This window comes from Sulfuricurvum sp. IAE1 (assembly GCF_004347735.1).
In the GTDB taxonomy this organism is placed as follows: domain Bacteria; phylum Campylobacterota; class Campylobacteria; order Campylobacterales; family Sulfurimonadaceae; genus Sulfuricurvum.
Map to the genome: position 1 here is coordinate 110854 of NZ_SLTI01000060.1, position 15483 is coordinate 126336.

Sequence of the window (15483 nt, forward strand, 5' to 3'; positions counted from 1 at the left end):
TACGAAAGGGGGAATAGTGCGGTACTGGATAGCTCTATCCCTCTGCTTTCCCCTTTTTGCGATGGAGCTGACGCTCCAAAGCGGTAAAGAAGACTCCAGGCCCTACAGCATTCTGCATTTGCAGGATAATATCCCTTTCGAATGCCGTGCCCATAAAAACGAGTTCGACGATACCAAGCGGATCGATTGCCGTTTTTCTCCCCTCTCGCCGAAAAAATTTTCTCCGATTGAAAACGCTTATTTCAAAATCACCGGAGCCGCGACTACCAAAGGCTATACGGTCTCGATCTTTCCCAAGAAAAAAATGAAACTTTATCCCGTTGCGTTCAATCTATCGAAATCGATCCAGACCTATGCGGCGGATACGGCGCAAGCGAAACAATGGACCGTGCTGGGATATGAGTACATTCCCCCCTTGCTCGACGCACCCGCGCCGAAATCATCGGCGATTAATTTCCCGGTACGAATCGAAAAAAATATCGAACCTTACGTCGGAGGGCTTGATCTCAAGGGGAATCCGATCAAAATTACCCGTGCTCAGGATGTTACCGACTATATGCAGATGAAAAAAGCGTACGACGCAAAAGACTACGCCCAGGTGCTGGATTTAGCCGATTACACCCTGAAACACTATCCGAAAACGGTTTTTCGAAGCGAGCTGATGCTCCATCAGGTACGGGCCTATCATGAGCGCGGCAACCACGAAAAAGTAGTCGAGATCGCCAAACAGTTTTTGCGCGATTATTCGTCGGATCAAAACGTCGCCGAAGTACTGGCCGATACGGCCAACGCTTACGGAAAACTGGGGCAAACGGCCGATGCCGATTATTTTTACGATCGCCTCTTCAAGGAACATGGCGACAGCCCTTTTGCGGCGGTCGGGATGATTTACAAGGCCAAACAGGTCGAATTCGGGGGATCGCCCAAGCGCGCGATGTATTATTATCAAAAAGCGCTTGATACGACTCAGGACGTCGATGTTGCGTCGCAGGCTGCGTTCAGGCTCGCACAGATGGAACTCAGTGGCGGAAATACGGAAAAGGCGGCCGAGTACGCCGACAAAATCATTAAAGCCAATCCGAAATATTTGACGAAAGTGCGTAACGATGCGATCAATATGTCCGATATGTTCGTGTACCGCAAAGATTTCAAAACGGGAATACGGATTGCCGAAGCTCTCCTCAACGGCGCCGATCCCAAAAGCGCCGAGCACGAAGTACTGTTGAAAAATCTCGGGTTGCGCCTTGCGCAGGGGGATCGCAAGAGCGAAGCGCTCAAACGGTTCAACGAATACCTCAAAACGTACAAATACGGGGATTACGTCGCAGAAGTTCGGCGTGCGAAAGACGGCCTCTTTTTTGAAGAGCAGGAGAGCAATGCGACCGGGCAGATCAAAAAATACGACGAACTGATACAGCGTTACGGCAACGAAAGTGTCGGGCGCAAAGCCCTCTACAAAAAAGCGCAGGTACTGTTCAAGCAGAAAAAATACAAAGAGGTGCTTGAGCTAGAGAACGAACTTCACCGTCTTGACTCCGAAGAGTTCCCCAAAACGAACGCACTGATTACCCAAAGTGCGATCGGTCTGGAACAACAGTATCTCAAAGAGGGGAAATGCTCCGATGCGATGGCGATTCAGAAGATGTATAAGACAAAGCTTGAAGCGCGATGGGACGGTCTTTTGTTCGATTGTGCCGTCAAAACGACCCAGTATGCCGTTGCCATAAAAATCGCCGAACCGCATCTCAAAAGCAAATCCCTCCCCGAACGCCAAACCTGGCTTTTGCGTATGGCGAAGACCCAGTTTGGCCTGGGGGAATACAAGCAGGCGCTAAAAGCGGGGAACGAACTGGTTAAATTGCTTGAAGCCGAACCAAACCCGGCACTGAACGAGGTCTATCGGATACTCTACGATGCTTCGCAGCGGCTTGGGAATGCGGAGGGGATGATTCGCTACATCAAATCGGTTGAAACGGCGTTCCCCAACGATTTCAAAGACATCGAGCGCTACACACAGATGGTGAGCCTGGGACTTAGACAAAAAAACGAAGCGCTGCTGCAGACCTACGCGCGCAAGGTGATGACGCTTCAAAACCGGACCAAAACCTACACGCAAACCCCCTACATCGAGTTCACACTGGCCCAGTCGCTTCAAAACGTCGAGAAAGATGCCGAAGCGTTGCAGGTACTTAAAACGCTGAACGCCCGAAAACTCAATGCCGAGAAACGTTCACGGCAGCAATATCTGATCGGAGCCGTTGCCCAAAAGCTCGGACGTACCGCCGAGGCACGCGCGGCATTCAATGCAAGTATCAAAGCCGATAAAAATTCGGCATGGGGTAAACTTGCCAAAGACGCCCTGGCGCTTTTATAAACAGACCGACCCTTTTACCGTGGGGCATCCTACGTTTTTAAAAATGCACTGGCGGCGGTATAAAGCTCTTGGGCATTGCCGCCGGCGTACAGGGTGAACTGGTGGGCGTTGAAGGTCTGCTGCCGCTTGGCCAGCTGAGCCGTATGGGTAGTTATACGCTCGCGCAGTTCGTTCAAATCGGATTTTCCGTCAAGGTATTCGAGTACTTCGATGATACCGATCGCTTTCATACTGTTGGGGCTTCTGCCGTAGAGGCGCTCAAGTTCGGCAACTTCGTCGACGATACCCTCTTGGATCATTTTTTCCGTTCGAAGCGCGATTCTCTCCCTCAAGACACTTCGCTCGATTTTCAGTTCAAATACCGGACACCCGGTGAGAACCGGACGCGGGGGATGCTGAGCGAACCATTCCGAGGGGGGAAGGCCGCTTTGGAGGTAAATCAGGAGCATTTTTTCGGTTCTGTACGCATCGGCGGGGGTGATTTTGGCCATCGAAACGGGATCAATACGGCACATCATCGCATACGCGCTTGCCTGGTCGCAGAGCAGTTCTTTTGCTTTTTGGAGGGTTTCGGATGAAAAAGAGGGAAGTTCCGAGAGTCCCTCGAGCATGCTTTTGAGGTAAAAGCTGCTCCCCCCGACGATAACAAGGTGTTTTTCCTCTTCGCGCGCATAGTCGCAAGCACGGGAGTATTCGTCGATAAAGGTTATAACGCTGGCGTTATGATCCGGTGGGAGACGGTCTATCCCGAAATGGGGAACCCGCGAGAGTTCAGACCGGGAAGGCTTGGCCGAAGCGATATCGATTTCACGGTAGACGCTCAGCGAATCGATCGAAAGGATGACCGCGTTGTGTTCGCTTGCAAGCGAAAGAGCGAGGTCGCTTTTCCCCGATGCGGTAGAACCGATGATTGCCAGTTGTTTCATGACGAAATTATACCCGATGGCGGATGAGAAGAGATCGACCCCGCTCAAAGAGAATTTACGATAAAATAAATTCCATACTTAACCGAGCAAAAGGCGATACGTGAAGCGACTGGCGAAAAAACTGCAGGATTTTAACGAACTGGTGATGTTTCAGCACACCGTTTTTTCGCTCCCGTTCATCTTTATCGCGATGATCGTCGCGGCGGAAGGGTGGTTCGGCTCGACCTTGCTCATTCTGGGCGCTTTGGCGGCAGTCACCGCACGCAACGCGGCGATGGGGTTTAACCGCTACGTTGACCGTATCTACGATGCGCACAACCCGAGGACGGCCGGACGCCCCAGCGTTGACGGTCGGCTCAAACCCGCTTCGATCGCAATTTTCACGGCGGTGAACGCGATAGCTTTTATGGCGGTGGCTTATTTTATCAACGATCTGGCGTTTGCGCTAAGCGGGCCGATCCTTATCGTGCTGCTTAGCTATTCGTATTTCAAGCGTTTCAGCGCACTGGCCCACATCGTGCTGGGGGTGTCGCTGGGGCTTGCTCCGATCGCCGGTGCCGTCGCGGTACTGGGGAGCGTTCCGGAGTGGTCGGTATGGCTGAGCATCGGCGTTGTTTTCTGGGTCGCGGGGTTTGATTTGCTCTACTCGCTGCAGGACATGGAGTTTGACCGCGAACGGGGCCTGCACTCCATCCCCTCAAAATTCGGCAGTTCCGCAACGCTGGGGATTTCAGCCCTGTTTCACATGCTTGCCGTCGTTTTTTGGGCGGTCTTCGTGCAGGAAGCGGCACTGGGGTATTTCGCGATTGCCGCGGTGGTATTTGCGGCATTGATGTTAGGCTATGAACATTACCTGGTACGGCGCGATTTTACCCAGATCGACCGAGCCTTTTTTACGGTCAACGGCTATTTGGGATTCGTATTTATCGGACTTATCATCTTGGACAAGGTTGCAGCATGAACGACGTACGTTTGATAGAAGCTCCTCTGGAGATTGTTTTCGACAAAGTTTCGGTCAATGAAAGCGAATTCGAAAGAGAATACGCACGCTTAAGCGAGACCGATGACGACGCCATAGGCCAATGGCTCCGAACCGCAAAAGCCAAAGGGGAAACGAGCGACAGCGATCCGGTCGTTATTCACCTGCTCGTCGAACTGTACCGTAAAATGGACCGGCTCGAGCACCTGATCCTCAATAACGTGCCGCAGCGTCTTACTTTGTCGGTTGACGCGGCGATTGCCCAGATCGGATTCGAACATTTCGAATTGCTTGAGCCCCTGCTCGAGCCGGGTGAAACCTATTACGGCCGATTGGAACTTCCGGTTCATCCCAAAAGGGAGACGGCCCTTTATTTCGAAGCGCTGACCCCGTCGTTGGCGCGGATCAGCCGGATCCACCCCAGAGACGAGAGTGAATGGGGTGCGTATATGATGGCTCGCGAGCGGGCGATGATCCGCCACCTGAAAGGGCACGAATGAGTTACGGGATCGAGATCGCCCTGGTCGCCCTGGCCGTCATGGTCGTAGGGTTGATCTACTACGTCGTGACTAAAGAGGGGGAGACGACGTCACAGATCCGTGCCGTGGCCAAAGCGGTTGAAGAGTTGCACCGCGAACTGTTTATGATGGACAAACGCCTCAAGCAGGAGCTGGAAATCATGGCATCTCTGCAAGAGAGCGTCCCGCGTTCACAGGATTCGCTGCATGCCGAAGTAGGGCGCGAAGTGAACGAGATATCGGTGCCGATTATGGAATCGCTGGGAGCGATCGAGGGAACGCTTTCGGCCTACAAAGAAAAGACCGAAACCCGTCTGCGTTACCTTGAAGAGCGGATCCGGAACCTGTCGTTGCCCACTTCCATCAGCGGACTCGATGATGAGAAAGTGATCAGTCGTTACAATGAAGGGATGGAAGTCGACGCAATCGCCAAAGAGTTGCGATTGTCCAAAGCCGAAGTGGAATTTGTATTGAAAATTAATCAACTCAGATAGTTATAAGGTTTATCAGCTATAATTTCGGTCTCTTTAAAAGATGCGTCCGTAGCTCAGCTGGATAGAGCACCGGTTTGCGGTACCGGCGGTCAGGGATTCGAATTCCTTCGGGCGCACCATCTTTGAAAGTCTTCCATTTCATTTCTTCCTTAATAAATCACTACTGCCCGTTAAATTTTTTACCAAAACCTTACGTCTGTTTTCGCAATCAGGTCAAATCAGTCCGCGCAGTTTTCCCCATGCAAGGCCAAGATACTCGTGGAACGCCGCTTCGGAACGTTGCAGCCCTTCGGCCGATGGGAATTCCCATAGCTCATTGCGCTTTTTGACCTGGAAATCGGTCGGAGCGGGGAGTATATTGACCCCAGCCTTGGCAAAAAGGGCGGCGGCTCTGGGCATATGCGAAGCGGAGGTGACGAGAACCAGAGGTTGGCCGCCCACGATCGATTTCGCCGCCAATGCCTCTTCGGCGGTATCTTTCGGGGTCTCAAGAAGAATGATGTCGCTTGAAGGCACCCCCAGCGTCATCGCCATCTCGCCGTTTTTCCGGGCATTGGAGACGGCATCGGTATAACCGAATCCGCTGAAGATCAGTTTCATACCCGGACGGCTTTTGTAGAGGGCCACCCCTTCGTTCACGCGGACCAGCGATGCCGTGCCAAGCTGTGAGGAGAGGGGGATGTCGGGATTGCTCACATGACCGCTTCCCAGTATGTGAATGTAGCGTACATCCTCAAGCGCTGTAGGGTCCAATCGGGGATAACGCTCTTCGAGGGGGGCAATCAGCAGAGAAGAAAAAGGGGCGTAGGAGAGGAGGGTTATCCAGACAAGTGATACGAGAATAACCCTCTTGGACCATTTGAGGTACCCGCGGTGCCACAGGTAAAGCCCGATCCCAAACAGGATCAAAAAAAGGGGGAAAGGCATCAGCAGCGAACCGAGGGCTTTTTTGAGAAAAAACATTTAGGCTTTGGCTTTGCGCGCCGCAATCTCGCTCAAAAAAGTTTCCAGATCGTATTTGCTGCGGTACTGGGGAGTGAGGATATGGATCAGGATGTCGCCGAGGTCGACCGCGATCCAATCGCCGCTTTCGTCAACTCCGAGGAATTGTTCTTCGGGCTTGAGCCCTTTTTTAAGGTAGTCGAGCAGGGCGAACGTATGGCGTTCGTTCAGAGACGACGCGATGACGACGTAATCGGCGAAATAATCGCCTCCTTTTAGATCGAATACTTCGATCGCCTCGGCTTTGTTCTGGTCCAGAATCTGGCTGATTTTTTCAATTCTTGCGTTCATTGCGTTCCTTGTAGTAGGTGATAATTTCGTTTTCGATCTCGGACGAAAGGCCCAACGGGGCGAAACGGGTCCGAAAATCGGTTGAACTGACCGGCACGTCGACGCGCAGCTCGATCATATATTCGGGGATCGGTATCCCGCCCCGTGATGCAACCACCCATCGCACCGAAGCGTCGAGCTCTTCGAAACAATGCCATTGGTGAAGCGATTCAAGATTGTCCGCGCCGATGATGAGGTAAAGTTCATCGCACAACGGGGCGAAATGGCGGACCGTTTCGACCGTATAGACGCTCCGTTTCTGGGCGATTTCGAAATCGCTGATTTCGACTTTGGAATAGCCGCGGAAAATGTTGCGCAGCCAACGGAGTCGAACCTCCCCCTCGGCACGGACGGAAGGCTTAAAGGGATTGCGTTCGGCCGGAACGATGACAAGTTTGTCCACCGGAAGGGTTTTAAGCGCTTCGGTAACGACACCCACATGACCGGCGTGCGGCGGATCGAAACTTCCGCCGTAAAGTGCAAGCTTCATAAACCCCGTCTTTTTTAATCCAAATTATAACCGAATTTTGGTAAAATCACCCCCTATTAAGAGCTTAGGATAAGGTGATGGCACTCAAGATTGCTATTAACGGCTTTGGCCGCATCGGCCGATCGGTCACCCGCGTCATCGCTGAACGCGAGGATGTGGAAGTTGTCGCCATCAACGACATGGCGTCGATCGAAATGATGCTCTATCTGCTGCAAAACGATTCGGTACACGGACCGTTTGCCGGGGAAGCGGCCGTTATTGATGCGGATCATCTTCTCATCGGCGGTAAACGTGTCAGGGTTTTCGGGGAAAAAGATCCCGAAAAACTTGATTTCGCCGCTTTGGGGGCGGAGGTCGTATTCGAATGCAGCGGGTTGTTTCTGACCGGGGCATCGACACGCCATCATCTGGACAAGGGGGTCAAGAAAGTGATCCTTTCGGCCCCGACGCAAGATAACGCGATCCCCACCTATGTACTGGGGGTAAACGAGCATCTCTACCGGGGAGAGGCGATCATTTCGAACGCGTCGTGCACGACGAATTGTCTGGGACCGATCGCTAAAATCCTCGAAGAGACGTTCGGGATCGAAAAAGGGCTGATGACGACGATCCATGCTTACACCAACGGGCAGGCGATTATCGACAGCGCGCATGGAACCGACATGCGCCGTTCGCGCGCGGCAGGGGTGAACATGGTCCCTACCACGACGGGCGCGGCCAAGGCGATCAGCCTTGTCCTCCCGAGCCTGGAAGGGAAACTCCATGGCCAAAGCGTCCGGGTTCCGACTCCGGACGTTTCGATGGTCGACCTGAACGTTTTGGTCAAACGTAACACGACGAAAGAAGAGCTCAGCGCCCTCTTCAAATCGTACGCTCTTAATCAGCTCAAAGGGATTTTGGAAGTCGACGAACGTTATCGCGTCTCCCAGGATTTTGTGGGGTCTTCGTTCAGTGCCACAGTGGCAGAGGACCTGATTCAGGTCATCGACGGAAACCTGATCAAAATCATGGCATGGTACGATAACGAATGGGGATATTCCAACCGTCTTGTCGAGATGGCGTTGTTTATCAGTAAAAACTAAATTCATCAATCTTACAGTAAGAAGGAAATGTATGCAGCTGCTCAGCATCAAAGAGTGTGACATCAAAGGCAAAAAAGTATTCATCCGGTGTGATTTCAATGTTCCGATGGACGACTACGGCAATATCACGGACGATCGTCGTATCCGCTCGGCGCTTGCGACCGTCAACTACTGCCTTGATCAGGGATGTGCGATCATCCTCGGTTCCCACTTCGGCCGTCCGAAGGGGGAACCCGATGAAAAATATTCCCTGGCCCCGATCGCCAGACGTCTGCATCAGCTTCTCAAGATCGATATCAAAATGGCGACGGATGTCGTCGGGGAGAGTGCGATGAAACTTGCTTCCGAACTTCAAAACGGCGAGGTCTTGTTGTTGGAAAACCTCCGCTTTGAAAAAGGGGAGACCAAGAACGACCCAGAGCTCAGCCGCGCGATGGCGTCAATGGCGGACGTGTACATCAACGACGCATTCGGGGTGAGCCACCGCGCCCATGCGTCGGTGGAAGGGATTACGCAGTATTTTGACGCAGAACACAAAGCGGCCGGATTCCTTTTGCAAAAAGAGATCCAGTTTTTCGGTACGCTGCTCGATCGTCCGGTACGCCCTTTTGCCGCCATCGTAGGCGGGAGCAAAGTTTCCGGGAAACTAGAGGCGCTGATCAACCTGTTGCCCAAAGTCGATAAAATGCTCATCGGCGGCGGTATGGCATTTACATTTCTCAAAGCGCTCGGACACGATGTCGGCAATTCGCTTGTCGAAGACGATCTGATCCCCGAAGCACTCAAAATCATGGAAGAAGCGAAAAAGCTCGGCGTTAAATTCTATCTTCCCGTCGACGTGGTGGCGGCCGAAAAATTTGCACCCGACGCGATGAGTCGCCTGGTCAGCATCCAGGAGATTCCATCGGGATGGATGGGTCTGGATATCGGGCCGGCTACGGTACGGCTGTATCGTCAGGTTCTGGCCGATGTTCAAACGATTCTGTGGAACGGGCCGATGGGTGTGTACGAGATGGACCGTTTTGCACGCGGGTCGAACAAAATCGCCCATTTCGTCGCCGATTCGTATGCGACAACCGTTGTGGGAGGCGGCGATACCGCCGATCTGGTCCAGCGCGTGGGTTTGGACGAGGAGATCACGTTCATCTCTACGGGCGGCGGGGCATCGCTGGAATTGTTGGAAGGTAAAGTTCTTCCGGGCGTCAAACCTTTGATGAAGTAAAAGGAGACCGTCATGATAGTGTGTGCCAATTTCAAAGCGAACAAAACGCGTCAGGAGACGCATGCCTATATGGCGGTCGTCGAATCGTTCGTCAGCGCGAACGACATTTCCGATACGGTGATCGTGTTTCCGCCCTTCACCGCACTCGGACACGAACAGCGCAATATCCTCATCGGGGCGCAAAACGGTTATCCGGTCCGCAACGGAGCGTTTACGGGAGAGATTGCCTTAGAACAGCTCGAAGAGTTCGGGATCGGAACGATTCTGATCGGGCACAGCGAACGGCGTCACGTGCTCGGCGAGAGCCAGAAATTCATCGCCGAAAAATTCCGTTTTTTTGCCGAAAAAGGGTTTGCGATCGTCTACTGCGTCGGTGAGCCGCTTGAAGTCCGCGAAGAGGGGAACGACGCGTTGATGGCCTACATCGAAAAACAGTTCGAGGGGATCGACTTGGAGTATGCGGACCTCGTGATCGCATATGAGCCCGTATGGGCTATCGGAACGGGGCTTACTCCCTCGTTGCGCGATATCGAGCTCATCCACGGCGCACTGCGGGCAAAAACATCGGCTCCGCTCCTCTACGGAGGGAGCGTCAAGGTTGATAATGCCCGTGAGATCATGGGGCTGGAGAATGTCGACGGCGTACTGGTCGGTTCGGCGGCACTGAGCGCGAACGACTTTTGCGAAATGATCGCGCAGGCGGCAGAACTCGGGGCCTCGGGGCGCTGAGGACTCTTTCATTCATCACAATTACAAAAGGAGACTTATCATCAATGTTAATGCAAGGTAAAAAAGGGCTGATCGTCGGATTGGCAAACGATAAATCGATTGCGTACGGCATCGCCGAAGCGCTTCATGCGCAAGGCGCCAAAATGGCGTTCACTTATCTGAACGAAGCTCTCCAGAAACGGGTAGAGCCGATCGCCGCATCATTTGATAATTCCCCGGTGTATAAACTGGATGTCTCCGACGAGACGGACATGGCAACTATCGCCGAGAAAATCGCCGCCGACTTCGGGAAGATCGATTTTCTTGTTCACTCGGTCGCGTTTGCTCCCAAAGAAGCATTGACCGAAGGGTTTATGAAAACTTCCAAAGAGGCGTTTCAGATCGCCATGGACATTTCGGTCTATTCGCTCATCGACCTGACGAACCGGCTTGAAGGGGTATTGGCACCGGGTGCATCGGTGATTACTCTCAGTTATCTCGGCGGGCCGAAATACGTTCCGAACTACAACGTTATGGGTGTGGCAAAAGCGGCGTTGGAAGCGACGGTACGCTACATGGCCGTCGAACTTGGGGCGAAAGGGCAGCGCGTCAACGCGATCAGCGCCGGCCCGATCCGTACGCTGGCTGCCAGCGGTATCGGCGATTTCAAACAGATCCTCAACTGGAACGAGGCGAATGCCCCGCTTCGTAAAAACGTCACGATCGAAGAGGTCGGAAACTCTGCCATGTACCTTCTGAGCGATCTCGCGTCGGGTGTGACGGGCGAAGTGCATTATGTCGATGCCGGATACAATATCATGGGGATGGCTGCGGTGGAGAAAAACGCCGAAGGTAAAACCGTTTTCATCTGGGACGAGCAAAAATAATCGGGTATTTCGATCCTTTCGCCGGCGATTTCGCCCGAACGGATCAAAAATCGTATAGCCGCAATTTATCTTACGGATAAGAAAAAGCGGCTAATTGTTACCAAACGTTACTTTCCTACAACCGGAAGAGTACTCATCATTTCCGTATGAGAAGGCTCTTTGGGTTTCCCCTCGTTCATTTTTGCTTTGTTGTCATGATACACTTTCCATTTGTCCGCGTATTTCTGGAGCGTAAAGGGAGTATTGTCCTCAGGCTCGGGCTCGGCGGGTGCGGTGGTCGTGGTGACCTGACCGTCCGGAGTTTGGGTAGTGGTCACAACCTGTTTGGAATCCTTTGTGACCGTTGTGACGGTCCCGTCGGCCGCTTTCGTGGTCGTGGTGGTGGGTGCGGACTGCGTCATCGGGATCCAATCTTCTTTCAGCCATGCGTCAAGCGAACGCTGCATGACACCCGGTTCGGCTGCCGCCGTGGAGCTTGGGGAGACGGCTTGGAGAGAGGGGTTTTTAGAAGGGGAAACTCCTTCGCGATTGGCACAGCCGACAAGGGTGAGCGCGCATGCCGCGGCGGTGATGACGAAAGATGCTTTCATTTTCGTTTTCCTTTGAATTATTTGATAATTTGATACTAAATACATACTATACCATAAACCCTCCCCTAAACGCTCCGTCGATCAAAAAAATTATTGTGACATTTTTGTCACATTCCCTAAAATAGGGATTTTTGAGCGGTAAACAAAAAGTAAATGAAATTTTTTTTTCACAGCTATGTTTAAGATTGGCAGAGTTACAATTAATCCCGACGAAACAAAAACATAAGGTCAAACTTAACTTAAGGAGAATCAATGAAGTTAGTTAAAATGTCTCTTGCCGCGGCAGTAATGCTGGGAGCAAGCGCTTTCGCTATCGATAACGTAAAGGTAAGCGGCGACGCGAAACTTTTCTACGGAACGGATAATAAGACTCAAGCCGCAGGTGTTGGCGACGATCTGTTCGACCAGGCTAACAGCTATGCGGATACCGCGCTTCGTTTGAGCGTTACTGCGGATCTGACGAAAAACGTCTCTATGGGTGCAACGGCGTATGCCATCAGCACGCTGGGTCTTGAAAACAACCTTGTTGCCAATACGTGGACAAACGGTCATGATGCGGAAGTAGAAGACAATTCATGGATGGGCGAACTCTGGTTGGCCGGAACTATGGGTAAAACTACTCTCAAAGTCGGTCGCATGGAGCTCGATACTCCAATGGCATTCTCTGAAAAATGGTCAATCGTTCCCAATACGTTCGATGCCGCGGTTGTGATCAACCAGGATATCCCCGATACAACGCTCGTCGGTGCATGGGTTGGAAAATCAAACGGTACGGATGCGATCACAGGTGCCGGTGCGACTGTTGCGGACAGAGACGGTCTGTTGCGTGATGAAGCTAAATTTAGCAAATTCATGGAAAAAGGTGCATACGCTGCAGCGATCGTGAACAATTCGTTCAAACCTCTTGTTGCGCAAGCATGGTACTATAACATCGGAATGGTAGCGGATGCATACTGGTTGCAGGCCGATATCGACTGCCAGCTCGTTAAAGGTGTCAAAATCGGTGCGCAATACGCAGATGTTGACGTTAAATCAAACGGCAAGCTGGGAGCGTCAGCTGAAGATTCTTCTGCATACGCATTCAAACTGGCTTATCAGGGGATCGAAGGGCTGAACGTTTCGGCAGCTTATTCAAAAGCGGATGACAAAGGGACTGTACGCATTCAAAACGTTGCGGCAGGTGCCAATGCGACTGGTCAGTCAAAACTGTATACTGAAGCATGGTGGAACTACGGTTACGTAGGTTCAAAAGATGCGGAAGCTCTTAACCTTACAGCTGAGTATGACATGAAAGACATCGCGAAATTCGGTGTTTACTACACAACAGTCAGCAACGATATCGCAGCCAGTACACACGAAATGGATGAAGTAGCGGTTACAGCATCTAAATCGTTCGGCGCTCTGGATACAACATTGGCGTACATTTCTACAAACGCTGATGATGCCAACAACGGGAAACAATACGATACCGTTCAGGCTTACCTGACTCTCAAATTCTAAGCGTTTTTTAGACGCTTCACCCCCTAGGGGGTGAACTTATTTCTCTTTTTCCCCTCTTTCTTCCGCTATAATGATTGCATGAAATATCTTTTCCGTTCCCTTTCATACACTATGTTGATGCTGTTGCTTATTTCGCTGATTTCGTTCGGGGCGATTCATATGGCGCCGAACAGTTTTGTCGGAGGAGAACTCAATCCCAATATCACGCAGGAGACGATCGCTCAGCTCAAAGCGGTATACGGACTCGACAAACCCCTATGGCGGCAGTACACCGATTGGGTTTACAACCTTTCACGGCTCAATTTCGGTGTTTCCTTTGTCAGCGGGGAACAGGTTTCCGAGGTGGTTGCGCAGAGACTGCCCGTTACCCTGTGGATGAATATCACGGCGATGGCATTGACGTTTGCCCTCTCGCTGTGGATAGGGATTAAAGCGGCTCTCAATTACGGTAATACGAAAGACACCGCACTGATTCAATTCTCCCTGGTCAGTTTTGCGATGCCTTCGTATTATCTCGCGCTGGTGCTGATGCTGGTGCTTGGATTTACTCTGGAATGGTTTCCCCTAAGCGGGCTTCATTCCCTCGAAGCTCCTGATGGAATCGGCTACTACCTCGATATGGCGTGGCATCTGACACTCCCGGTTACGGTAATGGTATTTGTGGGGGTGGGGAGTTTGAGTCTTTACGTCCGTTCGCTCGTCATCGAAATCCTTAAAAGCGACTACATCTATTTCGCCCGGGCGCGCGGAATCGATGAAAAAAAGATCGTCCGCTATTACATTCTTCCAAACCTTCTTCCGCCGATCGTGACGATGCTGGGGCTCTCCGTACCGGGGCTTATCGGCGGGTCGGTCATTTTGGAGTCGATTTTCGGCATTGAAGGGATGGGACAGCTTTTTTATCTCTCGGCGATGAGTCGCGATTATCCGGTGATTATGGGGATTTTAATGATGAGTGCGTTTCTGACGCTGATCGGCAATCAGATTGCCGATGCTATACTTTTGAAGCTCAACCCGTTTGTTAGAAGATAAAAGTCAGTGAAATCATATAAGCGCGGTTGGCTGCGCGTGGGCTCTCTGCCGAAGAGAACTTAGCGTTAGCGTAGCCGAGGGGGCTTTGCTCCCTTGGCGTGTCTAATTGCCAAACAGCGCTTCGAGGGAGCTGATTCCCTCTTTTTTCTCTTCGGCCGCTTTTTCGCCGCCGGCTGCCGTTCCGCCCTGTTCGTTCAGCTCGATCGTGTATCCCGTCAGCATCGAGGCAAGTCGGATATTGATTCCGCTTTTCCCGATGGCTTTGGATTTTTGATCGCTGGGGAGGGTGACGATCGCCTTTTTCTCCCCCTCTTCGGTCTCTTCGATCGCAACGGCCGAAATGATCGCGGGGCTCATTGCGCGGGAAATGAAGAGTTCAGGCTGCGGAGTGTACTCGACGCAGTCGATATTTTCCCCGCAAAGCTCTTCGCTCACCGCATTGATCCGCACGCCGCGTACGCCGACGGTCGCCCCGATCGGATCGATCTGGGGGCGGTTGGTGTAGAGGGCGATTTTGGCCCGTTCGCCGGGGATACGGGCGCATTTTTCGATCACGACGATGCCGTCTTTGATCTCGGGGACTTCGAGGGCAAGAAGCTCTTCGAGGAATTTGGGCGAAGTGCGGGAAAGCTCCATCGAGATTCCGTTGATTTTGTCGACATGGACCCGTCGAACGATGGCGCTGACCATATCGCCGACTTTGAATTTTTCCCCTTTGATCCGGTTTTTCATCGGCAAGACGGCACGGATTTCGTCAATTTCGATCGTCGTGTTCTGTTGTTCGTCGACGCGGGTGACGCGTCCGGAAACGATCTGGTTGATTTTGCTTTTGTATTTGTCGTACAGCTCGTTTTCAACAAGGCGCTGGATATGGAACTCGATTTCGCGGTGCAGCGTCGCGAACGCGCTGCGCCCGTAGCTTTCGATATCATGTTCCATCTGAAGCTGGTCGCCGATTTCGGCGTCTTCGTCGATTTCGAGGGCATTCGAGAGGCTCATGTACGCCCCCGCTTCTTCCCCTTCGAGTTCGGGAGCGTCGTCGGGAACGACGGTAATGATCTGGCGCAGTTTGACCTGCTTGGTCCGCTCGTCAATGTCGGCTTCGAACGCGAAGGTCGGGTTGATGATCCGCTTGGCGGTTTGAATGAACGAAGTTTTGATCGCTTCTTTGACGTTTTCGCGGCTGAGCCCTTTTTCGTTGGCGATCGAATCGATAATGTCTAAAATATTTTCCATAGAAATATCCTTTTTCGGTAGTCGAAACTCATAAAAAAATCGGTTTGGTTGGGAAAGCTTTTTTATGAAGGAAAAGTATTATACATAATTTTCTCTTAATACGATATTTATCG

16 protein-coding genes and 1 tRNA gene are annotated in these 15483 nt (G+C 52.0%); 11 read left to right on the plus strand and 6 right to left on the minus strand.

The features are described 5' to 3' along the window. Positions 1 to 16: 16 nt before the first annotated feature. Entirely contained in the window at positions 17 to 2374 is a 2358-nt protein-coding gene (locus E0765_RS09210; RefSeq protein ID WP_132812932.1) for a tetratricopeptide repeat protein, read from the plus strand. A 29-nt stretch (positions 2375 to 2403) separates the two neighbouring features. Here the strand turns inward: E0765_RS09210 and miaA are convergent, their stop codons facing one another. Continuing rightward, positions 2404 to 3300 carry a tRNA (adenosine(37)-N6)-dimethylallyltransferase MiaA gene (miaA, locus tag E0765_RS09215; protein ID WP_132812933.1) on the minus strand — a complete coding sequence of 299 codons (897 nt, stop codon included), beginning with the start codon at positions 3298 to 3300 and terminating at the stop codon, positions 2404 to 2406. A 100-nt stretch (positions 3301 to 3400) separates the two neighbouring features. On the opposite strand from miaA, the gene mqnP reads away from it, so the two are divergent. The 4 genes from mqnP to E0765_RS09235 all read left to right on the plus strand — a co-directional run bounded on the left by mqnP (position 3401) and on the right by E0765_RS09235 (position 5410). After that, complete coding sequence (gene mqnP / locus E0765_RS09220) at positions 3401 to 4261, plus strand: menaquinone biosynthesis prenyltransferase MqnP (RefSeq protein WP_132812934.1); 861 nt, start codon at positions 3401 to 3403, stop codon at positions 4259 to 4261. Further along, the gene (locus E0765_RS09225) at positions 4258 to 4779 is read left to right on the plus strand and encodes a hypothetical protein (protein WP_132812935.1); all 522 of its coding nucleotides are present in this window, start codon (positions 4258 to 4260) and stop codon (positions 4777 to 4779) included. Before mqnP ends, E0765_RS09225 begins: the two co-directional genes overlap by 4 nt. Further along, positions 4776 to 5291, plus strand: a complete 516-nt coding sequence (locus tag E0765_RS09230) for a hypothetical protein (protein WP_132812936.1) — start codon at positions 4776 to 4778, stop codon at positions 5289 to 5291. The genes E0765_RS09225 and E0765_RS09230 overlap by 4 nt, the downstream gene beginning before the upstream one ends. Positions 5292 to 5333: 42 nt before the next feature. Further along, positions 5334 to 5410 (plus strand) — tRNA-Arg (locus E0765_RS09235). A gap of 94 nt (positions 5411 to 5504) precedes the next feature. Here E0765_RS09235 and elyC read toward each other — a convergent pair. From elyC to nadD, 3 genes are read right to left on the minus strand one after another with little or no spacing between them, the layout of a single operon-like run. Then, positions 5505 to 6254 carry an envelope biogenesis factor ElyC gene (gene elyC, locus E0765_RS09240; RefSeq protein ID WP_132812937.1) on the minus strand — a complete coding sequence of 250 codons (750 nt, stop codon included), beginning with the start codon at positions 6252 to 6254 and terminating at the stop codon, positions 5505 to 5507. Beyond that, entirely contained in the window at positions 6255 to 6584 is a 330-nt protein-coding gene (rsfS, locus tag E0765_RS09245; protein ID WP_132812938.1) for a ribosome silencing factor, read from the minus strand. Beyond that, complete coding sequence (gene nadD / locus E0765_RS09250) at positions 6568 to 7113, minus strand: nicotinate (nicotinamide) nucleotide adenylyltransferase (protein WP_132812939.1); 546 nt, start codon at positions 7111 to 7113, stop codon at positions 6568 to 6570. The genes rsfS and nadD overlap by 17 nt, the downstream gene beginning before the upstream one ends. A gap of 77 nt (positions 7114 to 7190) precedes the next feature. On the opposite strand from nadD, the gene gap reads away from it, so the two are divergent. From gap to fabI, 4 genes are read left to right on the plus strand one after another with little or no spacing between them, the layout of a single operon-like run. Continuing rightward, positions 7191 to 8195 carry a type I glyceraldehyde-3-phosphate dehydrogenase gene (gene gap, locus E0765_RS09255; RefSeq protein ID WP_132812940.1) on the plus strand — a complete coding sequence of 335 codons (1005 nt, stop codon included), beginning with the start codon at positions 7191 to 7193 and terminating at the stop codon, positions 8193 to 8195. A 31-nt stretch (positions 8196 to 8226) separates the two neighbouring features. After that, complete coding sequence (gene pgk, locus E0765_RS09260) at positions 8227 to 9417, plus strand: phosphoglycerate kinase (protein ID WP_132812941.1); 1191 nt, start codon at positions 8227 to 8229, stop codon at positions 9415 to 9417. Between the two features lie 12 nt (positions 9418 to 9429). After that, the gene (locus E0765_RS09265) at positions 9430 to 10146 is read left to right on the plus strand and encodes a triose-phosphate isomerase (RefSeq protein ID WP_132812942.1); all 717 of its coding nucleotides are present in this window, start codon (positions 9430 to 9432) and stop codon (positions 10144 to 10146) included. 44 nt (positions 10147 to 10190) lie between these two features. Further along, entirely contained in the window at positions 10191 to 11012 is an 822-nt protein-coding gene (gene fabI, locus E0765_RS09270) for an enoyl-ACP reductase FabI (protein WP_132812943.1), read from the plus strand. 107 nt (positions 11013 to 11119) lie between these two features. On the opposite strand, the gene E0765_RS09275 is transcribed toward fabI, so the two are convergent. Next, entirely contained in the window at positions 11120 to 11602 is a 483-nt protein-coding gene (locus E0765_RS09275; protein ID WP_132812944.1) for a hypothetical protein, read from the minus strand. A 252-nt stretch (positions 11603 to 11854) separates the two neighbouring features. On the opposite strand from E0765_RS09275, the gene E0765_RS09280 reads away from it, so the two are divergent. Next, entirely contained in the window at positions 11855 to 13102 is a 1248-nt protein-coding gene (locus tag E0765_RS09280) for an OprD family outer membrane porin (protein ID WP_132812945.1), read from the plus strand. Positions 13103 to 13180: 78 nt separating this feature from the next. Continuing rightward, on the plus strand, positions 13181 to 14134 hold the full coding sequence (locus E0765_RS09285; protein ID WP_132812946.1) for an ABC transporter permease: 954 nt from the start codon (positions 13181 to 13183) through the stop codon (positions 14132 to 14134). Positions 14135 to 14236: 102 nt separating this feature from the next. Here E0765_RS09285 and nusA read toward each other — a convergent pair whose 3' ends face one another. Further along, positions 14237 to 15370 (minus strand): transcription termination factor NusA, encoded by a 1134-nt coding sequence (nusA, locus tag E0765_RS09290; RefSeq protein WP_132812947.1) that lies wholly within the window; start codon positions 15368 to 15370, stop codon positions 14237 to 14239. Positions 15371 to 15483 lie beyond the last annotated feature (113 nt).